Origin of the sequence: Vibrio sp. 1-Bac 57, assembly GCF_037546855.1 — a bacterium.
GTDB lineage: Bacteria > Pseudomonadota > Gammaproteobacteria > Enterobacterales > Psychromonadaceae > Psychromonas.
On record NZ_JALAAC010000027.1, the window covers coordinates 15,020 to 34,222 of the forward strand.

Below are 19,203 nucleotides of genomic sequence, written 5' to 3' on the forward strand. Positions count from 1 at the left end.
TTTATACTCCCTGTCTTTGTTGTTTATGAAGCCCTAAACGCTCGACAAGATGTTCTAAATATTTTTGTAATGGCACAAACGAGAGAGGAAATTGTTCATCACTACCAAGGTGTTCACCTAAATTACTATGGCCCATTAGTCGGTCAATTTGTTGTGTGGGAAGGAGATGGGGCGGTAGACTCGTTAATGCGCATTGTGCAAAAAAATGCCGTAATTGATAAGGCACAACACCTGGCCATAATGGCTGCATAGTTAGCCTTAAATTGCGTGCCGTTAAGCATTCCTGGTCGCCTTCCTTATTAATAAAGTACCACATCATTGGATTTTTTTGATGATGAGGAAATTGCATCGTGAGTGTTCTTTGCAATTCAAGGTATTTATTGATTTCCACTTTAAGATAAGTGCATAGCATCACAGGGCGCCATCGACCTTTATCAAAAACACAAGATTGCTCGCCTGCAAAACAACGCTGCCTTTCAATGGTGATTGCGTGTGTTGGCCTGACACCTGTTAAGGCGATAAATAGAAAAGCTAATTGAGTGGTTCGCCATTTGTAGTAAATACGGTGTTGCTCAAGTGTCATGTTCTTTCCTAGATATTCCTGTTCTACACGATCGTGCAACGTTTGAAAGAAACTGGCGACATCCTGTTCAGCTAGGCTTCGCTTACTACCAATGAGCTGCGATGGGATAGCTTCATACTGTTTACCCCCATTTTTAATGTTAAGTTGGTAGGCGGTGATAAAACCATTTTTATTGAGATAGTTTGGTATTTGAATAAGGGGGGCAGAAAAATTTTTAATCTGGCCCATTAAGGTATAAGTAAAGCACTCAGTGAGGCCAAATAGTTTAATGGAATTCACCACTCTTTCTAAATAACGGTTCTGGGCTAAAAATATCTTTTTGCGAAGCCTGTCTGTTTGCTCTGCTTGATAGGCAGTTGCACTTTTATGATTAAGTTTATCCTGACCGAGTAAGACCATTTTAGCCAGTGAAGATAACTGTGGATCCACTTGAGTACAATAGCCGAAGTAGCGGAAGAACACATCGCGTTTATTACGATGATAACGATGCAATAAATGCGGTGTTTTCCATCGTTTTTGTAACTCTTCATAAAATCGCTTTTTTTCTCGCTTCTTGAGTAAGGGGACTTGGTAACTTAATGAGGAAACCATGAACTGAAATAAGGGTTGCAGAAGTGTTGGTAGTGGTTGCCAAAGATAAAGCGTACCCTGCTTAGTATGATAGGGCTGTGCATATTCGGTCCAAGAGGTATTACCCTCTTTAAAGTTGCGTAAACAATGCGCTTCACATTCACTTGCCCCACTAACGCGATGTAAATCTGGAATGTCTTCAAAACAGGTAATTTCATCGAGTTGATTTGTTAACCATAGATAAATAAATAATAATAATAATCGATGTGAATCCTGGTAGAGCATGCTTGATTTAGTGAGTTTTTTAAACGCAACAGCTAACGAAACTGCGGTTCGGTGCGCATTTGGCATAACGCCGCCCGCATTTTTCCGTATGTTTTTTTCTTGTATATCTGCTGTTTTGCCCATTTTAGACCTTAATATGCCTAATAGCAGAAGGCTTTACATTTGCCCATTGCGCTAATTTCTTTTTAGAGGGGGGATGTTTAAGCAGTAGCTTGGATTGTTGGACGCGCGAGCTAAGATTGTTCAATAAGTTACTTTGAACGCGATAATTTAGAGCAGGGGCAAAGAGTAATACTCCCTCGAGAATGCCATCAATTAATAGTTCCGGATAGTAATGAATACTGATCAGTAGTTTGTGTCGCTCGGGGTGTTGTTTGAATAATTCTAATGTGGGGTTCGGGCTCAGTTGCCAGTCAGAGTCTCCACCTTGAGCCTTACAAGCTAATACAGGAGACAAATCAAGTAGTGTTTGCGCGATGTGTAAAGGTAACCCTTGCACCTCAACAGATGAAGATAATGTAAAATGGTCGCAACACGTTATTTTTGACAGTGTTGGGTGATAACGTAATCTAAGCTGATTGATAGCAAGCCGTTTTATTTTCATACCCTTGTTTCTTCCTTTATTCGCCCTGTTAGTTAATGTTTTTATCGTCTATCACCGCTTTAGTATCAAAAATTAGTACGTAAAGATCTATTTACTTAGTATGCTTTTGTAAATTACATTGAATAATAATTACTATATATTGTGTTTTTTAGTGTGCTTTCTACATCATCATGTGTTTTTTATCTATATCATCATCTCGGTCATAAAAGTAATTGTCTAGTCATTTTTTTACTTATAATTAGATACTGTTTGTTTGTTCAGTATAGATCACAAAAATAGAGTTCTTTAAAAGTTATCGTGGATGTCTTGATTAATTTTATTAAAGTTATCCGTGTGGGTATCAGATGGTTGTTGTCGCATATCTTTAATTAGGTCGTTAGGCTTTTTTATTATTGCAACGAATGATCTTGATAGCATTATGATCATGGTAAACATGCTCACTACTTACATAGAACAATAATCAGTTAAAAAAGGGTTTAGGTTTTTAAAAAGCCCAGATTTTTTAACAAACTCAATCTTCATCAAAAAAACAGGGCGAATAGAAGCCTGTTTTTCTTTTAGATATGGAAAAGAGAGTGAGCGTTATAGTAAATACTTATACTACGACTTCGTAATCGATGGCCTTTTATCACCTCAGAATAAAAATACAGTAAACATGAAAAGTCTAAATTTAGTCTTTTTTGTTTTTAATAGTAAAATATTTATGTCGATGTGATTTATTTCAGATTGGCTTCTATGGAATGTATGTCCGGTGATAACTAACGTGAATACATTTCTTATTTAAAAGGAGAATAGTTATGTATTTAGAAACAATAAGTTTTTTAAAAAAAATGCAGCGAATCTTCCATTGGAAGAGCCGTTGATTATTACTCAGAATGGTAAACCCGTTTATGTTATCGAATTTATTCAAGATAGAGAAGAGCGTGAGGAGGCTATTGCCCTATTAAAACTTGTTAGCTTTGCAAAAAACGATAAACAAGCAGGTCGAGTAATGTCATCCAGCTCTTTTAAGGAACGGTTAGCACAACGTAAATCATCCTTAACGGAGTTAAATAATAATGACCACAGTAAGTATATTTTTTCTGAAAAAGAGAAGTCATACAGCCTCGTTAGTTGCCTTTTTAATCCTGTGGAAACTTCTGCTTCTGGTGTAAAACGCGCATAATTCGGATAGTGCCAGCATCTACCCAATATGAGACAATCATAGATACTTCTGGAATAATTAACACACGACCAGGAAAAATATCTCTTTCAACACCCATTAATGGATGTTCAAGTAAACTTTCAACTTTAGACTCTATTATTTGATCCGTTTTTTCTGCTGCGCTAGGATTAAAATCAAATAAAAATTCAAATATTTTTTCACGGTCATTAAGTGATTCCTCTTCCCAAAAAATCATATTTTATCTCTATTACGGATCTTATTCTTTCTAGCCTCCATCTCGATTTTAGCTTCATTGTCTTCAATAAAATTAGCTTTACCACTATCAATCTTGTCAAATGCAGCATTTATTTGTTCTGTTAACCATGAATCATGGGTCATTGTTTTTCGTTGTTCTTCAGCTAAGCCTTCGGTAAGCTCTCTACATGCATCGCTTAATGTGCGCCCTTGGCTTTCAGCCATTAATTGAGCCAAGCGTTTAGTTTCTTCATCAATTCTAAATTGTATGCGAGTATCCATAATAGTTACCTTAATTTTATTGTGTACTCACAAATGTTAGCACTGGTGTTGTACGTAGGCAACTAACAACACTCAAAAGGAAAAATAACAGTTGGTTTTTTTCCTTCGTCGCTTATTTTAACCAAAAAATGATAGCGGCTATTTAATTGAGATATAGCCCTTCATGCGACTTGGTTATATAACCAAGAAGGTCTTAGTCAGACTGATGTCGCTAAATTAATTGGGATACCCAGAACCTCTGCAGTGGAATATTTACAGGTGGCAAGAGAAAAAGGTCTAGTACAGATTTATTTAGACTTAAATATCTTCTCTTCTATAAAATACTCCATAAAAATTAAAGAGTTTTATTATTAGCTCAAAAGGAAATGCTTTACCCGTCGTAGCGTGTAAGTTTGATTTACCTGTTTTACCGTGTAATACTTCACTTACTTGTTATAGCGTGTAAGGTGTAGTATGAAAATATCCACAACAAAACAACTCAGTGCATACTTAAAGAATGTACGTTTAGATAGTCACTTATCTCAAACAGACGTGGCGAAAAAAGTTGGGGTTCGACAAGATACTGTTTCAAATTTTGAGCTAAGAGCGGGAACAACCAAGTTGGATACCTTTTTTAAACTTCTATCTGCGCTTGAATTAGATTTTGAAATTACACCTCGTAATAGCCTGAATAATGATGATAAATCGGACTGGAAAGAGGAGTGGTAATGGCTATCTTAGATGCCTACCTCAATGGCTATCATGTTGGTGAATTTAAAAAATCTAGTAACGGTGCTCATTCTTTTTCCTATTCAACTAGCTGGCTAACATTGTTGGGAAGTCGCCCTATATCATTATCAATGCCATTGGTAAAATCTGAATATCGTGGTGATGTAGTTTATAATTATTTCGATAATTTACTACCTGATAACTCAGAGGTTAGGCAGCGGATTGTTGCTCGTTATCAAGCTAACTCTTCTTTACCCTTTGATTTGTTAACTATGATTGGTAGGGATTGTGTTGGTGCTTTACAGTTATTACCAAAAGGGGAACTCCCCCTTAATGTTAAAAACTTGGAATATAAAGTACTAGACGGCGAAGAGTTAAACAAAATAATCATGGGATATCGGGCTGATATACCACTTGGTATGATTGAGGACCTACACGACTTTCGGATATCTGTTGCAGGAGCACAGGAAAAAACAGCGCTATTGAATATTGATAAAACTTGGTGCTTACCTTTAAACTCCACACCGACTTCACACATCATTAAGCTACCTATTGGGCAGATACAGAGTCACTCATATTCGTTAGATATGTCTGAAAGCGTAGAGAATGAATTTTTATGCATGTTACTGCTGAAAGCTTACGGCTTGTCAGTGGCTAGATGTGAGGTTCTAGAGCTAGAAGATATAAATGCACTTTCTGTGGAACGTTTTGATCGTCAATATTCAAGCGATAAAAAATGGTTAATGAGAAGGCCGCAAGAAGATTACTGCCAAGTATTTAATACACCTTCTGCTTTGAAGTATGAAAATCAAGGCGGCCCAGGCATTGAACAAATTATGAATCACCTATTAGGCTCAAAGAATGCGGCAAAAGATAGAGCTGATTTTATGAAGGTGCAAGTCTTATTTTGGTTGATGGGAGCTTCAGACGGACACGCTAAGAATTTTTCTATTTTCATTTTACCTGATGGGCAATTTCAATTAACCCCATTTTATGATGTGTTATCAGTATTTCCTGTCGTGAATAAAAAGGGCCTCAATATTCGTCAAGTAAAATTAGCAATGGGCTTAAAGACGACGAAAGGTAAAAAATATCATGTGAATAAAATCTACCCTCGACATTTTATTGAAACAGCTAAGCAGGTTGGCTTTGAAATAGCAAAAATGGATACTATATTGAGTGAGGTTAAAGTTAACACTGAAAAAATTATTCTTGATACCCAAGCTAATTTGCCAGTAAATTTTCCTAAAAATATATCAGAAAGTATTTTTTCGGGCATGCTGCAACAGCTTAAAAAGTTATAAATTAAGATTCTTCTACAACCTAGGCCAGTTTCACCTCTAACAATATAAAATAATTTATGCGAACGCAGTTAATGGTCAGTTTTTGATACTTTTATTTAATTATTTATGCGAACGAATGAATTTTTTTTCATTACAGCGTTTTCAAGTTAATATTTATGCAAACGCATAGGTGATTATATGAAAATAAAAAATTTGAAACAACTTGGCCAGCTAGCAAAAATTGTTAGGCAATCACAGTCCTTAGATCAGTCAACAGCAGGTTTGTTATCGGGTAATGGTTTGACGTTTATGAGTCAATTTGAAAATGGTAAAGAAACCGTCGAAATTGGTCGCGTTTTAAAGCTATTTGAACAACTAGGGATTGAACTGTCTATTGATCTACCACCAGCTATCGAAGATAAGTTTTTAGATAAAATTAAAAAAATAAAGGATGATTAGATGCGTGAACTTAAGGTCTATATCAATGCTGAGATAGTAGGAGTTTTATTTGAGACAATGATATTTGGTCTTTTCAATATACTCAGGGGGGCTTAGAAATTTAAATAATTATGCTCTTTGCACTGATATTCCATTATCAGAAAAATTACACATTGATGGCTCAAGTAAACGTTATATTCAATGGTTTTTTGATAACCTATTACCAGAAGAAGGGGCAAGAACCTTATTAGCAAGAGATATTAATATTAATGAAGCGGATTCATTCGGTATTTTGTCTATTGTAGGAGCAGAGTCGGCAGGTGCTATTACATTATCTTCGAAAAGCAGTATTGATAAAACAACGAACAATGTAGTCGAACGGTATTGTCAAGTTAACAACATTTCAACCTGTTGTGCGATACTCTGCAGATGAATCATTCTAATATCTACGCAGGCTAGTGTTATCCTGCACAAATTATCAGCCATGCCGTTTGGCTTTATCATCGATTTACACTGAGCTTTCGTGATATTGAAGAACTGCTCGCAGCTAGAGGCATCGTTGTCAGCTATGAAGCGATCCGGCAGTGGTGTAAAAAATACGGTGCTATCTATTGTAATCAGATTAAAAATAATCGTGGTCAACTCGGTTATACCTGGTATTTGAATGAGGTTTTCATCAAAATAAATGGGGGTATTACATTACCTTTGGCGAGCTGTAGATCAAGATGGTGACGAAATAGATATTTTGGTTCATAAACGAAAGAATAAGACGGCAGCGATGCGCTTCTTTAAACGATTATTAAAAGGGCAGGGAGGTACGCCGTTAAAGATTGTGACGGATAAACTAGCAAGTTACTCTGCCGCCAAAAAAGAATTAATACCAAGTGTAGAGCTCTCAACTGTTCAGTATGAAAATAATGGATGTGAGCTCTCACATCAGCCTACTCGGCAACAAGAACGACAGATGCGTAAATTCAAATCACAGGGGCAAGCCCAGCGGTTTTTAAGTTGCCACGGAGTAGTAAATAATCTGTTTCGTTTTGGCCGTCATTTAATGCAAGCGAAACATTATAGAGCATTCCGCGATCACTCATTCTCTGAATAGGTGCAGGTTAGTTGTATCCAAAATTTAGATTAAGGCTAATTTTATAGCCTTTAGTCATCCTAGTTACTGTAAGTTGACAATACCATTTTAATACCTCCTTTAGCGTGTAATACTATATTTACCTGTTTTAGCGTGTGGGAAAGTTTGTATGAAAATAACGAGTACGAAGCAACTAAGTGCTTATCTTCGAGGTGTGCGTTTAGATAAAAAACTGTCTCAAACTAAGGTAGCTAAAAAAGTGGGGATTCGTCAGGATACCGTTTCGAGTTAAAACCTGATTCGGCTAAAATAGAGACCTTTTTTAAGTTGTTTTCTGCTTTAGATTTTGACATTGAAGTAACTGCTCGTAACCGCGATGATTCTGATAGTCCTGAGTGGTCGGAGGAATGGTAATTGGATATGCAATGAAGTCTACAAAATGTTACTTATTTGGTTGTATTTTGTAGACTTGTTTTTTGCCTCTAATTTAAAAATTCATATCAAACTTCTTGTTGAGCTTATGATCATTAAGTAGTGGATCTGCCATATCTTTAATTTCTGATTGCACATAAGTCCAATAATCTTGATTATCAATTGTCCTTTCTTTAACTTGCCTTGGGACAAAGCGACTCATTTCCATGTTGAAGTCTTTGCGAACATCATCATCTTGAAGAAGTTTATTTACTTGAATACTGAGTGCTTCAGAAAAATCGGTTTTAGTCTTGTTTCGCGCTTCAAGTTTTTTGTCGATAAGTCTCGTTGAGACTGCAATACCTCTCTGTTTGATCCAGACTATATCCCAGACATCACGAGGTTTAATACGTCTTGCTCGGTAGGCTAGGGCAATAAACTTATCTGCCAATGCTTCTTCTAAGGATTGGACTGGAACGAGTAAACCTTCCGTTGGTACAACAATATTATAGTGGTTTATCAAGGCTCTTTTTTCGATATCGAATGATGGGATAGCGCAGACATCTATATGCATCTTCTGGCGTGGTAAGTCAGGTCGGTTAGCTTCTTTTTCTATGCTGATTTTCCAAGAGGATGTTTCTCCCTGTTTATCTTCATTTGGCTTATTCACCCAGACTTCAGTTTCATACTTATTTTGTATGTATTTTTGGATCTCTATTTCCAATCCATTAAAGTTAGACGGTTTGAAGTTATACCCGCCATTAAAATCTAAGTCTTCTGATAGTCGAGAGCTGTTGTAACACAATCGAAGGGATGTTCCCCCAATGAATGTTAGAGATTGCATAGCACCTTGCTTTACCATTACATCGATAATGTCGTGATGAAGAATTTCTTTTTCTATTACCGGAGTTACAGCAGCATATTCAGGGTTTGCGTTGACGATTTGTCGTATGTATTCTTTTAACATTTAGCTCTCCAACATCGATATATTTCTATTGCAGTTTTTTAGATCAGCAATAGCCTGAGTCGTTTTTGCGCGATACATATTTATGTCTTTATCAAAATATAGGTTTGGCGCTATTTTATGAATAGATTTTTTGGTATGTGTTAGTTCAATAACACCATAGGGTGTTGTAAAGGTTCCATTTCTTCCTTTTGTTATTACTGTAATTCTATCCATTAGCACTTGGGATATGTCGCCAGTGTAACTAAGCTGGCTTTCTAGACTAATATAATTTAGAACTCCTTTGCGAAGCTTATTCACTATTTTGTAAATTGCAGTGGATGGTTCAGGTGGGGTGAGTGTGCTCTCATAAATCCCAACTACAACTCTGCGTACTGCGCCATTTTTTACGCAGTCCGCTAGAAATTTTGTGAAGGTTGGAGTGTGTTTTTCTCCGAGCATATAGGCTAGTTCTGCCGCCGTATGGATGCCTCCTCCTGCCTTAACTGCATTCGAAAATGCTACCAGCAAGTTTTCTTTCTTTGTCATGTAGGTCTACAATTAGTTACTTTATGTGTAACTAATTGTAGACCTTTGTGGTGAGGTTATCAACCCATTGACCTTGATAAGGTTACGGGTATATATAGAGACGAAATTTATATGCTTAGAATAAGTTTTTACAATCATTAGCCCCTAAAAAAAGAAAAGTAACTTAGTTTTAATAAAATAAAGTTGAATTTTTTCAATACCAAAGCTCAGTGATATTGGCTATTTCAAATAAAAATGTCTCATTTGATGTGACCAAAATTTCAATATAACAAAATAAAATGGTCAAAATCGGTGTTATACCCATCCCACTTCAAGATGCAGATGCTAGCTTCTGAAAGTTGTCATTAATTCGACTCGATAAGGAGCCTCCTATTTCAGGGAGCTTATATTCGAAAAAATCATCGATTTGTTCTCGAAACTCTTTGGCTGTAGAGAAATATTTATTATTTCTCACATGTTCGTTCATGACTTTCCAAAGTCGTTCTATTGGATTTAAATTAGGACTATAGGGAGGTAAATAGTGCAGCTGAATATTAAGCTCTTTTGCTTTGTTTTTAACTATATTTGAACGATGGTAAGCGGCACCATCTAGTACTAGATGAATGCTGAGTTCAGGCGAATGCTGTGCTCTCAATTCCTCTAAGAAAAAATTAATATATTCACCGTTCACTTTGTCATAACGTTTAACAATAGCGGAACCAATTTGGTTCAGATTTATTGCGCCAATAATGTTTAGTCGCGTTCGGCTTCCAGTGGTTTCAATACTTTTATCATGGCCTGTTTTTATCCAGCCGCAGGTCAAGGTGCGCCGTTAAAGGTTGTGACGGATAAACTAGCAAGTTACTCTGCTGCAAAAAAGAATTAACAACAAGTGTAGAGGGCTCAACTATTCAGTATGAAAATATTAGGTGTGAATTCTCACATCAACCTACTCAGCAATAAGAACGGCAGATGGGTAAGTTTAAATCACAGGGTCAAGCCCAGCGTTTTTTAAGTTGCCACGGGGTAGTAAATGACCTATTTCATTTTGGCCGTCATTTAGGATCGGCTTCAAAATTACTTGCGCTTTTGTTTTCAAAATAGCCAGTTATTTTAGGCTTTTTTAAAACAATTTTTAGCGCAAGTTATTGTGTAACGACTCATTAATACAAGCGAAATACAATCGAGTATTTCTTGTTCGCTTCTTTTCTGAATGGATACAGGTGAGTTGCGTCCAAAAATTAGATTAATGCTAATTTTATAGCCTTTAATCGCCCACCTCAGATAAGTTGACAATACCGTCTGGAGCAAGGATGGGGGCTTTTTAAAGCAGCTTTCTACGCTTGAATTAGATTTTTAAATTACACCTAGTAATAGCAAAAAATCGGTGATAAATCAGGGTGGAAAGAAGAGTCGCCATTACTTAAAAAGCCTATAACCAGATTATCACCACTTATTTTAGTTACCCAAACTTTGAAGGTATTTAATAAATACTGAGAAATCCCCCTCATCTGCCTTTCTTAGGCCGGTAATATAGGAAGAGCGCTCTTCAGTTACATCCTCAAGTTTGGCATATGCCCATTTCATCGGTTTCTCTCCGAGTAGATATACTCGAACAATATCAGTGAATATGCGTGAATGACGACCATTACCGTTAACGAATGGGTGGATCTGAACAAGGCGATGCTGAATTCTGGCAGAGAGCTCAAGGTTATCGTAATGCTTAAATTCAACCCAACACTTCGCATCTTCGAGAAAGTTATGTAGATCAACAGGAATATTTTTAGGATCGATGCCAATGTTAAGTTCACGCTGCCGAAATATTCCAGCCCACTCCCAAACATCCCCAAAAAGAGCCTTGTGCAAGTTAGTCACAAAGGCCCGATCAAAGATAGAATCTAATGTTGGTTTTTTAAGGGTACTAGCCCATATTTGACCTTGGAGTATGTTAGCCGCTTCAAGTTCATTCAATTGCTCACGGGTATCAACATGCTTATGCTTCAGGCCAAGCATATCATCAGGGGAGAGTGGTGTTGCTCCCTCTGGGTTTTCAATCAATGTTGTCACAGAACTATTCCTTAGTATCATTCCAAAGAGCACGGCCACTGGATTCGATAACTTGTTCTTTGATCTGCTTAAGTAGTCGTTTCTGGGCTTTTTCATCAATAGACTGAGCTTCCAAAAACATGTTCTGAGAGTTAGCATCTAGGCTTCGAGAGGCTATTTCTGTCGCCCTATCATCAATGATCTCTTCAATTGGTTTTCTTGGCACCAAAGCATAAGTAAGATCGCAGTTGAGTTGTTCGGCTAAATCTTGAAGTTGGTTTAGCGTTATATTACCTTCAGCCTCTTTGCGTTCGAGAACAGAGATTCGGTTTCGACTTAAGCCCATTCTTTTGCCAAGCTGAGCCCCTGACATCCCAAGTGCCGCTCTGATTGTTCTGATCCACCCCTCTTTAGGTTTTTTTATCTGTTGAACGCCTACTGCCGAATTGGCAATAGTTCTATACTGATGCATCACTGTTTGTTTTACTGTGCTTTTTGGGGAAGTGTGGATAAAATGCATTACTTAGCTCGCTTTCTAGATTTACTTATTAATTTAATTGTAATCTAAAACTGATACATTTCAATATAAACTGTATTTATATATAAATACAGTTTATATATTTTGTAACCTATAACGAGTGCAAATTTTGAATTTAGTATTTGATATTGATTACGTAACGTATTTTTTGTAATCAATATTAGATACACTTATTTGTAAATATACATTTATAAGTTTGCTAAACCTCAATCGCGTAATCTTAAGCTAAGATAAAACAGCTTAAAAATTTATAAATTAAGTTTCATATGTTGAATTTTTTCAATATAAAAGCCCAGTGTTATTATGGTTTTGTAATAAAAATGGTCATCATTGTTGTGACCAAATGGTGGCCAAAAATTTATTTGACCGTTTAATTAGATCAAAATAGGGTTTAAATGGTGTTGTTAATTTTTTTTTAACTGGTTGTTTTTAATGTATTTTATTGATTTTCAATAGCTTATGTATATTTAGCCCTTAAGCCTTCCAAGCTGATAATGCGGGTTCGATTCCCGCAGCCCGCTCCAATTTTACTCTGAATGGATGCGGGTTAGTTGTGTTCAAAATTTAAATTAGGGCTAACTGTATAGCCTTTAGTCATCCTAGTTACATAAGTTGACAATACCGTAATTAGTTGTGCTAAATGTTTATTTAAGCGTGCCACTTTGACACTTCTCTTTGTAAAAAGGCTGTAATTGTAATATACTTTTTATGTGCCACTTTAACACAACCTGGAGATTCTTATGGCTACTGCACTACCTCGTATTACTGCTCGTGTAGACGCTGACACGCAAGAGCTACTTTCACAAGCGGCAGCTATTGCTGGCATGTCTAGTATTAACTCATTTGTACTTAGTGCCGCTTTAGAAAAAGCAAAAACAATTATGGAACGTGAAAGATCTCTTAAATTAAGTCAGAAAGATACAACGGCATTGATGAATGCCTTAGATCAACCCGCAAAACCAAATAATAAATTACAACAAGCTGCCTTACGCTACATGGACAAAAAACAATAATGAACAACACTGTCCAATTAGAAAAAGCTAAGCACGATCGGAACCGCTTTGATTGTGGTATCACTGCGTTAAACAATTACCTAAAAATAATGGCAAGTCAACAAGCTAAAAAAGACAATACTCGTACTTTTGTACTTGAGGATGAACACTGCCCTGAACATATTATCGGCTATTATACATTAACGATGACGCCTATTGATGCAGAGGGCTTGCCAGAAAAATTGCAAAAAAAACATTACAATGTAACGTCTGGTGGCTTAATCGCTAGATTAGCTGTTGACCAAAGATACAACGGTAAAGGTTTTGGAGAGTGGCTTTTAATTGATGCGCTTAGAAAACTATTAGCCGCCAGTGAAACTGTCGCATTTCCCGTTGTCATTGTTGATGCGAAAGATGGTGCGGGGCATTTCTATGAAAAATATGGCTTCACGGCCTTCAAAGATGCAAGTAATAAACTGTTTATAACCATTGCTGATATAAGAGCCAGCATCTCGCTTGGTTAGTGCTAAGGTATTGTCATCTTAACAACCTTAAAGCCAATTGTGCGATAATCTGCTGATGAAAAATTCTAATATCTATGCAGGTTATCGTTATCCTGCACAAATAATCAGCCATGCGGTCTGGCTTTATCATCTTTTACATTGAGCTTTCGAGATATTAAATAATTACTCGTAGCGAGAGGAATTGTTGTCACTTATGAAATGATCCGGCAGTGGTGAAAAAATACGGTGCTATCTATTGTAACAAACTCAAAAAGAATCGCGGTAAACTTGGCGATACCTGGTATTTGGATGAGGTTTTCATCAAAATAAATGGCGTATTACATTATCTTTGGCGAGCAGTCGATCAAGATGGTGACGAGATAAATATTTTGGTTCAGAAACGAAAGAATAAGGCGGCTGCAACGCACTTCTTTAAACGACTATTGAAAGGGCAGGGAGGTTCGCCGTTAAAGGTTGTGACGGATAAACTTGCTAGTTACTCTGCTGCAAAAAAAAGAATTAATACCAAGTGTAGAGCACTCAACTGTTCAGTATGATAATAATGGGTGTGAACTCTCGCATCAGCCTACTCTGCAACAAGAACGACAGATGCGGAAATTCAAATCACAGGGCCAAGCGCAGCGGTTTTTAAGTTGCCACAGGATGGTAAATAATCTGTTTTGTTTTGGTCGTCATTTAATGCAAGCGAAACACTATCGAGCATTCCGTGATCGCTCATTTTCTGAATGGAAGCGGATTAGTTGCGTCCCAAATTTAGATTAAGGCTGATTTAATCGCCTTTAGTCGATCCAAGTAGATAAGTTGATAATACTAAAAGTACCACGTTAATAAAATCTACCCTCGACATTTCATTGAAACAGCAAAGCAAGTTGGATTTGAAACGGCTAAAATCGAAAGTATACTAAGTGAGATTAAAGCTAGCACTGAGCAAATAATTATAGAAATCCAAGCCAGGTTACCAGTAAATTTTCCTAAAAATAGTTCAGAAAGTATATTTTTAGGGATGCTAAAACAGCTTAAAAAGTTATAAATTCAGTTTTTAATATTTGATTTTTTCAACACAACAGCTTTGCTCTTTATGTACAATACCAATAGTTTTTAGTCATAAATGCTTATTTTTTAAAAACTTACTTTAGGTAATACCCCTTTAGGTGTTTACTCACTGCATATTCTGCATAATAAAGTGGTAGCACTATATTTTTTGTTTCCATTGGTGAGGATCCTTGAGTGCCTGTTAACTTGATTGTTTTATGTGGTTGGCATTTTGTTATATAAGACTGTAGCGATTTAGCGCGAGTGCGTTTGCCACTTTTCACTTCGATCGGGATAATATCCCCTTCGGCATTTGTTGCGATAAATTCGATTTCAGCTCTAGCATCCCCCCATGAGAAAGTTGGATCTACTCCGTGTGCAGTGAATTCTTGCTGAACAAAATTTTCTGCAATGTAGCCTTTATATTCAAATTTTTGTTGTTTAATCTCTTTATAACCGACCCCCAACATGTGATTTAATAACCCTACGTCGAAGAGAAATAGTTTCACGATGTTTTCTTTTTTATATGCGGCTAAAGGACTGCGAGGTGCGCCATCTGTAGGATGATTTTTCAATACTAATCGGCATTTTTCTAACCAAGTAATTGCACTTTCAAAATCACTGTATCGAGATTTACGTTCATGTACGCCTTTAAATTTAAATCGTTTTACTGATTCATCCATCACAGAGGCAAGCTGTGATGGAATATTACTAAAAACAGACTCGATCAACCCCGCGTCCGTCTTACCTGAATATTTACCGAAATCTCGCAAGTAACCGGTAATTAAATTTGCATGGATATTATCTACCGCTTCAACACGTTCTAATATGCTTTTATTCTTTAATTCAAACCATTTACTAACGGCTTCAGGCATACCCCCTGTAAAATAATAATCGGTTAATTTGTCAAATAATTTAGCATGGGCAACAGCTGAGTTAGCTTGTGCTTCAAAAGCTTTAATTAATGCAGTCTCTCCTGATGCGAGCAAAAACTCATAGAATGTTAGAGGGCGTAGTTTGTGTTGTTCAACTTTACCGACAGGAAATGAATTTAATAGTCCAATGTTAGAACCACTGGCTGCGACATACATCTTCGGTGCTTTTTCTGCGAAGTACTTAAGTGAGGTTACGGCTTTTTGACATTCACCTATTTCATCCAAAATGAGCAAATCGGTGATAGGGTTAAATGTTTTATTTGTTATCAGTTCAATATTTGAAATAATATCTTCTGGTGTTAGAGATCCAGCAAAAGCTTCTGCCATTTCTGGAGATTCGAGAAAGTCGACACGTAAGACACTATCAAATAGTTCTCCGAATAAATTTTGTAAAAGGTAGGTTTTACCTGTTTGCCGAGCTCCATCTATGAGTAACGGCTTTCGGGTATTTTTTTCTTTCCATTCTAGTAATTTCGCTACTCTTGATCTCTGCATCTCTATTTCTCACTTAATCAATCGACTCACTAATTACACTTTAAAGCGCATAAAAATGCAAGTTTTTACATAATAAAGCGCATTAAAGTGTGGTTTGTGGGGTGGTGACGATATGGCTAATTAGGGGGGGAAGTCCATAACTTAGGCTTTCTTTAATGAACGTCACTATTTCTGATAAATTCTTCATTTAATGATTTTATGGCACTAAAGATATCTAAAATAATTAAATGGTAAATAAACTATATAAATAGGTTTAAAAGTAAACTGATTGGGGATCTGAATAAGCGTACTAACGCAATTTTAGCCTTAAATAATATTTTATATCTTCTTACATATGGCCTCTCTCCTGATAAATTGGGTGAACAATGCTCAATGGTTTGCGACGGTTGTCAGCGCCTCGCTGATGGTGAGCCTAAGAGGCGCCGGCGTTTAACGTCGATGGTGATCTTAACGCGACGGCACTCATTATTGGATGTCAAGGAGTTGATGCTAGGTGTTTTTTGAGTAGGCCCTTATTAACCCCATCGTGTGATTAAAATCGAGGACTTTTTTGAGTGTGAGGCTATCGCGCTTCGTGGGCATCGGTTCGCCATTGATTTGCGCCACTTTCACTATCACATTAGATAGTTTCACCCTAGCGGCTAAAGGGGCATCAAGGCTACTGTCTATATGAGAAAGCATATCCGCCTCATTAGTGATATAAAAACCCTGTTGCAATAAGCGGGCTTTAGCAGAGGCAATCATCTCTAAAAATTGGCATCCCCAACACGGTGTGCTTGAGGTCACATCACGGTGTCTAGCATCGTACGTGCATTTTGATGAGGTGGCTTGCATATAATGGCCATGTTGACACGATAGTGTGACTTGATCACTGATAGAGACGCGATGCGCCTTAAGTACGCCCCCATAAATTGCATTGATGCGGGCTAACTTCTTATCAGATACAGGGGATGGTTGCCTTGATGTGCGCATCAAGCTTGCTTTGTTAATGTTGGGGGGGGATTGCTGATACAGCGCAACGTAAATCGCCTGGCATACCGCTAACGCATTGTCGAACTGTAATTTGACTCGCAGCGCTTCAATGGTTTTGTTTCTAATACGATAGGTGGGGAGGCGAAGCAGTGTCATCTTAGGATGTACTCGAAAGTACTCATCAACGACCTCATCACGGCGAACCTGCTCTGCAAATTTTGCTTTTCTATCTTTCTTGACGCGAATTTGACTGTGCTCACTAATATGTTGTTTACCATCCACTTCATAGGCCCGCTGTAAAGTGGGCTGATAAAAATCAATAGAAAGTAGGTAACCTTTTTCACTTTTTAGCCCTTTAAAGGTTTTCTCTGCTTCTAAACCTAGCTTCCACTCGATATTCAAAAAGGCAATGAACTTCGCTGTCCATGAGCAAGTATGCCCTGCTGCCATGAAACCGCGTTTGCCATTACAGAATTGATGATAAAGGAGCGTAAATTCATGATCTTGATGATCAGTAAAAAGTGGCGCCTCAGCCACCATTCGGACACGTAATGTGATAGACAGATGAAAATAAGGGGGCTGCTTAGCCGCAATAAGAGCGGCAATGTTGGCTTCTATCGTTTCATTGCTATCCACGAGATCATATAAAGCACCATGCGTATTAAAGCGATCCTGTGATTCTGAATATTGACGCACACGTAACGCATTGAGGGTGGTGCCAGAGTGCGGATCGCATGCGGAGCATGGGGTCGATGTTTTATATTTCACTAAGAATTTTTGCAGTGCATAGGCCGTCTTTTGTGGGAGGGCACCATGCTTAGGGCAAGAGAGCGTCAATAGCGCCCCATTGGGGATGAAGTCTTGGCGGCTTGTTAAGTTTGATTTGAGCACGTCAATCTTAAGGGGATAACCGGCTTTTTTAAAGGCCCGTTCAAGATAAGCTGGCGTGTATTTTCTCAGTGCGTCAGCACCGCATTGACGACAACTATTACTCGTTATTTGGGTTAAAAAAGAGGCGTGTGGGATCTGTTTTACTTTGTCTGGGTGCCTCTTACAGCACAGGATAAATTTTGACTGGGGTAAGGGGGATAAAAAGCGCTGTTTAAACACGAGTGCATTGAATCGTTGATGTGATGGGGTAGGTGAGAGCTGCCAGTTTGATAGGGCAGTGATGAGGGCATCAAAGTCAGCCAGTGTTGGCATGGCGGTTATGCTCGGAATAGGGAAGTTTCGCTGGCGTATACAGGCGTGTTTGGCGGCGAATTCAGGTGTGATCCAATGACGCTGGCCACAGCGGACACAGGTATGAATGCAACTGACCCTTTGGCCTTGGTAGGTGGCGTTATCAATGTGAAAATGAGGCACGTTGGCTTGTACCGCCTCAAGGTCTGCATTATCAAGTGGACGAGGTGGCAGGACAGTGCAATGCGGGCAAACCAGTGATGTTGCCGCCTTAACATGCGCTTTAATGGTCGACACCGAATGTGAGCTTAACGCTTGGCACTGGGTGCAACGCAGCGCTAGTTTGTTTTTTTCTTTGACGTCGCAAGAAAGGGCTCTCGGCTCATGCTCACTGAGCACAAAGCGGGGGGCTGGGAGTGTGGTAATGAGTTGCACAATGTCGCTGAGCAAGGACGTTGTAACAGTAAATTTTCTCTTTTTTTGAGGTGACGCTGGTGGGGTTTGCATTGGCTCCGTGGTGAATATTGTCATGAGTAACCTCTCTATTAAGTGGATTGTTAAGTGAGTGTCACTCAGTCTAGAGGGGTTAATTTTATTTATCAAGCTATTGATTTTTAAGGTTTAATTGTAAATTTCTTGATGGGGGTAATGTGTCTCAAAAGCGGTTTTTTAGTGTGAGTATTGTCTCTGCTATGTGAGAGAAGGTGATAAGTGCTTGTTTATATTTGCTTAAAAAAAAGTAAAATAAAGGCACCAATAGGGCAGCAGTATTCGTGAATTATTTTTAGCTGTCATGCTAGGAGCGACTGATTAAATACTTCGAGGGATACCTTAAATCCAATGGTAAAAAGTTTATTGCGTTATGATAGCTATCTTCGGTGTACCTCTTAAACTGATGATTGGTTTTCTTGATAGTACTGGTTGCATTTGATCCCAGTCTTTATCTTTTTCGCTCATCGGTGCGCTTTCATCGTACTTGTTAAGTCACTCTTGTGATCTTGATTTAGTCATTAATTAAACCTCATCGTTTTTTATTCTATTTGGTATGGGCAATACGAACATAAGATTGAATTCATCACGAGGCTTTTTTCAGATCATCATTAAAGGTTGTGCCCCTTTCCGAGATAGATCTGAAAATTAATAAGGCCAGCTGTAAGCCTAGAGCTGACATTAAATAAGTTGATGATCTGCCTCGCTTCGGGCCGTTAGTGACTTAAGTTTTTCTTAGCAATTCTTATTTCATTTAAGGATTCTTAAATGAAATAAGAATTGCTAAGAAAAGGTGTGTGTGCCGAGTAAACTTGGTTACAAATATATAGGTTTGTAACGTGCTTTTTTGAGGGCTAGAGTCAAACTTATAAGGCGGAAC

The 19,203-nt window shown here is 37.8% G+C and carries 19 protein-coding genes and 2 pseudogenes; 10 read left to right on the top strand and 11 right to left on the bottom strand.

Annotated features, from left to right (window positions below; translation table 11 throughout):
- Window position 1: 1 nt before the first annotated feature.
- The gene (locus tag MT391_RS15400) at window positions 2-1,561 is read right to left on the bottom strand and encodes a site-specific integrase (protein WP_051369131.1); all 1,560 of its coding nucleotides are present in this window, start codon (window positions 1,559-1,561) and stop codon (window positions 2-4) included.
- 1 nt (window position 1,562) lies between these two features.
- A complete protein-coding gene (locus MT391_RS15405; protein WP_028868749.1) occupies window positions 1,563-2,042 on the bottom strand; it encodes a hypothetical protein in 480 nt (159 codons plus the stop codon).
- 859 nt (window positions 2,043-2,901) lie between these two features.
- Here MT391_RS15405 and MT391_RS15410 point away from each other — a divergent pair.
- Entirely contained in the window at window positions 2,902-3,207 is a 306-nt protein-coding gene (locus MT391_RS15410; protein ID WP_028868750.1) for a hypothetical protein, read from the top strand.
- Here MT391_RS15410 and MT391_RS15415 read toward each other — a convergent pair.
- Together MT391_RS15415 and MT391_RS15420 are read right to left on the bottom strand one after the other, a co-directional pair.
- On the bottom strand, window positions 3,164-3,442 hold the full coding sequence (locus MT391_RS15415) for a type II toxin-antitoxin system RelE/ParE family toxin (RefSeq protein WP_028868751.1): 279 nt from the start codon (window positions 3,440-3,442) through the stop codon (window positions 3,164-3,166). The two genes, MT391_RS15410 and MT391_RS15415, sit on opposite strands and share 44 nt — an antisense overlap.
- Complete coding sequence (locus tag MT391_RS15420) at window positions 3,439-3,723, bottom strand: type II toxin-antitoxin system TacA family antitoxin (protein WP_028868752.1); 285 nt, start codon at window positions 3,721-3,723, stop codon at window positions 3,439-3,441. Before MT391_RS15420 ends, MT391_RS15415 begins: the two co-directional genes overlap by 4 nt.
- A gap of 453 nt (window positions 3,724-4,176) precedes the next feature.
- On the opposite strand from MT391_RS15420, the gene MT391_RS15425 reads away from it, so the two are divergent.
- From MT391_RS15425 to MT391_RS15450, 6 genes are all read left to right on the top strand, one after another.
- Window positions 4,177-4,431: a helix-turn-helix domain-containing protein gene (locus tag MT391_RS15425; protein ID WP_028868753.1), complete on the top strand. Its 255-nt coding sequence runs from the start codon at window positions 4,177-4,179 to the stop codon at window positions 4,429-4,431.
- Window positions 4,431-5,735: a type II toxin-antitoxin system HipA family toxin gene (locus MT391_RS15430; RefSeq protein ID WP_028868754.1), complete on the top strand. Its 1,305-nt coding sequence runs from the start codon at window positions 4,431-4,433 to the stop codon at window positions 5,733-5,735. Before MT391_RS15425 ends, MT391_RS15430 begins: the two co-directional genes overlap by 1 nt.
- 177 nt (window positions 5,736-5,912) lie before the next feature.
- A complete protein-coding gene (locus MT391_RS15435) occupies window positions 5,913-6,173 on the top strand; it encodes a helix-turn-helix domain-containing protein (protein ID WP_028868755.1) in 261 nt (86 codons plus the stop codon).
- 64 nt (window positions 6,174-6,237) lie between these two features.
- Entirely contained in the window at window positions 6,238-6,585 is a 348-nt protein-coding gene (locus MT391_RS15440) for a HipA N-terminal domain-containing protein (RefSeq protein WP_028868756.1), read from the top strand.
- A gap of 252 nt (window positions 6,586-6,837) precedes the next feature.
- Entirely contained in the window at window positions 6,838-7,257 is a 420-nt protein-coding gene (locus MT391_RS15445; protein WP_245600407.1) for a DDE-type integrase/transposase/recombinase, read from the top strand.
- 148 nt (window positions 7,258-7,405) lie between these two features.
- The gene (locus MT391_RS15450; RefSeq protein WP_281170616.1) at window positions 7,406-7,528 is read left to right on the top strand and encodes a helix-turn-helix domain-containing protein; all 123 of its coding nucleotides are present in this window, start codon (window positions 7,406-7,408) and stop codon (window positions 7,526-7,528) included.
- 195 nt (window positions 7,529-7,723) lie between these two features.
- On the opposite strand, the gene MT391_RS15455 is transcribed toward MT391_RS15450, so the two are convergent.
- The 5 genes and pseudogenes from MT391_RS15455 to MT391_RS15475 all read right to left on the bottom strand — a co-directional run bounded on the left by MT391_RS15455 (window position 7,724) and on the right by MT391_RS15475 (window position 11,684).
- Entirely contained in the window at window positions 7,724-8,614 is an 891-nt protein-coding gene (locus MT391_RS15455) for a nucleotidyl transferase AbiEii/AbiGii toxin family protein (protein ID WP_028868892.1), read from the bottom strand.
- Window positions 8,615-9,139: a type IV toxin-antitoxin system AbiEi family antitoxin gene (gene abiEi / locus MT391_RS15460; protein ID WP_028868891.1), complete on the bottom strand. Its 525-nt coding sequence runs from the start codon at window positions 9,137-9,139 to the stop codon at window positions 8,615-8,617.
- 310 nt (window positions 9,140-9,449) lie between these two features.
- Window positions 9,450-9,932: pseudogene (locus tag MT391_RS15465) on the bottom strand (IS630 family transposase); the annotation flags it as partial.
- A 644-nt stretch (window positions 9,933-10,576) separates the two neighbouring features.
- A complete protein-coding gene (locus MT391_RS15470; RefSeq protein WP_037071718.1) occupies window positions 10,577-11,206 on the bottom strand; it encodes a mobile mystery protein B in 630 nt (209 codons plus the stop codon).
- Window positions 11,190-11,684, bottom strand: coding sequence for a mobile mystery protein A (locus MT391_RS15475; protein WP_028868917.1), 495 nt, complete (start codon window positions 11,682-11,684; stop codon window positions 11,190-11,192). Before MT391_RS15475 ends, MT391_RS15470 begins: the two co-directional genes overlap by 17 nt.
- A gap of 758 nt (window positions 11,685-12,442) precedes the next feature.
- On the opposite strand from MT391_RS15475, the gene MT391_RS15480 reads away from it, so the two are divergent.
- The 3 genes and pseudogenes from MT391_RS15480 to MT391_RS15490 all read left to right on the top strand — a co-directional run bounded on the left by MT391_RS15480 (window position 12,443) and on the right by MT391_RS15490 (window position 13,980).
- The gene (locus MT391_RS15480) at window positions 12,443-12,715 is read left to right on the top strand and encodes a type II toxin-antitoxin system TacA family antitoxin (RefSeq protein ID WP_028868808.1); all 273 of its coding nucleotides are present in this window, start codon (window positions 12,443-12,445) and stop codon (window positions 12,713-12,715) included.
- Complete coding sequence (locus tag MT391_RS15485; RefSeq protein WP_028868809.1) at window positions 12,715-13,218, top strand: GNAT family N-acetyltransferase; 504 nt, start codon at window positions 12,715-12,717, stop codon at window positions 13,216-13,218. The genes MT391_RS15480 and MT391_RS15485 overlap by 1 nt, the downstream gene beginning before the upstream one ends.
- A 212-nt stretch (window positions 13,219-13,430) precedes the next feature.
- Window positions 13,431-13,980, top strand: a pseudogene (locus tag MT391_RS15490) (IS6 family transposase).
- 365 nt (window positions 13,981-14,345) lie between these two features.
- On the opposite strand, the gene MT391_RS15495 reads toward MT391_RS15490, so the two are convergent.
- Entirely contained in the window at window positions 14,346-15,680 is a 1,335-nt protein-coding gene (locus MT391_RS15495; protein ID WP_028868810.1) for an ATP-binding protein, read from the bottom strand.
- Window positions 15,681-16,169: 489 nt separating this feature from the next.
- Window positions 16,170-17,543, bottom strand: coding sequence for a hypothetical protein (locus tag MT391_RS15500; protein ID WP_499498861.1), 1,374 nt, complete (start codon window positions 17,541-17,543; stop codon window positions 16,170-16,172).
- Window positions 17,544-19,203 lie beyond the last annotated feature (1,660 nt).

What these genes read in the sequence shown, in the direction of transcription:
- MT391_RS15400 (WP_051369131.1), bottom strand. Translation starts at nt 1,561, where the DNA reads ATGGGCAAAACAGCAGATATACAAGAAAAAAACATACGGAAAAATGCG.
- MT391_RS15405 (WP_028868749.1), bottom strand. Translation starts at nt 2,042, where the DNA reads ATGAAAATAAAACGGCTTGCTATCAATCAGCTTAGATTACGTTATCAC.
- MT391_RS15415 (WP_028868751.1), bottom strand. Translation starts at nt 3,442, where the DNA reads ATGATTTTTTGGGAAGAGGAATCACTTAATGACCGTGAAAAAATATTT.
- MT391_RS15420 (WP_028868752.1), bottom strand. Translation starts at nt 3,723, where the DNA reads ATGGATACTCGCATACAATTTAGAATTGATGAAGAAACTAAACGCTTG.
- MT391_RS15425 (WP_028868753.1), top strand. Translation starts at nt 4,177, where the DNA reads ATGAAAATATCCACAACAAAACAACTCAGTGCATACTTAAAGAATGTA.
- MT391_RS15430 (WP_028868754.1), top strand. Translation starts at nt 4,431, where the DNA reads ATGGCTATCTTAGATGCCTACCTCAATGGCTATCATGTTGGTGAATTT.
- MT391_RS15435 (WP_028868755.1), top strand. Translation starts at nt 5,913, where the DNA reads ATGAAAATAAAAAATTTGAAACAACTTGGCCAGCTAGCAAAAATTGTT.
- MT391_RS15445 (WP_245600407.1), top strand. Translation starts at nt 6,838, where the DNA reads ATGGGGGTATTACATTACCTTTGGCGAGCTGTAGATCAAGATGGTGAC.
- MT391_RS15450 (WP_281170616.1), top strand. Translation starts at nt 7,406, where the DNA reads ATGAAAATAACGAGTACGAAGCAACTAAGTGCTTATCTTCGAGGTGTG.
- MT391_RS15455 (WP_028868892.1), bottom strand. Translation starts at nt 8,614, where the DNA reads ATGTTAAAAGAATACATACGACAAATCGTCAACGCAAACCCTGAATAT.
- abiEi (WP_028868891.1), bottom strand. Translation starts at nt 9,139, where the DNA reads ATGACAAAGAAAGAAAACTTGCTGGTAGCATTTTCGAATGCAGTTAAG.
- MT391_RS15470 (WP_037071718.1), bottom strand. Translation starts at nt 11,206, where the DNA reads ATGATACTAAGGAATAGTTCTGTGACAACATTGATTGAAAACCCAGAG.
- MT391_RS15475 (WP_028868917.1), bottom strand. Translation starts at nt 11,684, where the DNA reads ATGCATTTTATCCACACTTCCCCAAAAAGCACAGTAAAACAAACAGTG.
- MT391_RS15480 (WP_028868808.1), top strand. Translation starts at nt 12,443, where the DNA reads ATGGCTACTGCACTACCTCGTATTACTGCTCGTGTAGACGCTGACACG.
- MT391_RS15485 (WP_028868809.1), top strand. Translation starts at nt 12,715, where the DNA reads ATGAACAACACTGTCCAATTAGAAAAAGCTAAGCACGATCGGAACCGC.
- MT391_RS15495 (WP_028868810.1), bottom strand. Translation starts at nt 15,680, where the DNA reads ATGCAGAGATCAAGAGTAGCGAAATTACTAGAATGGAAAGAAAAAAAT.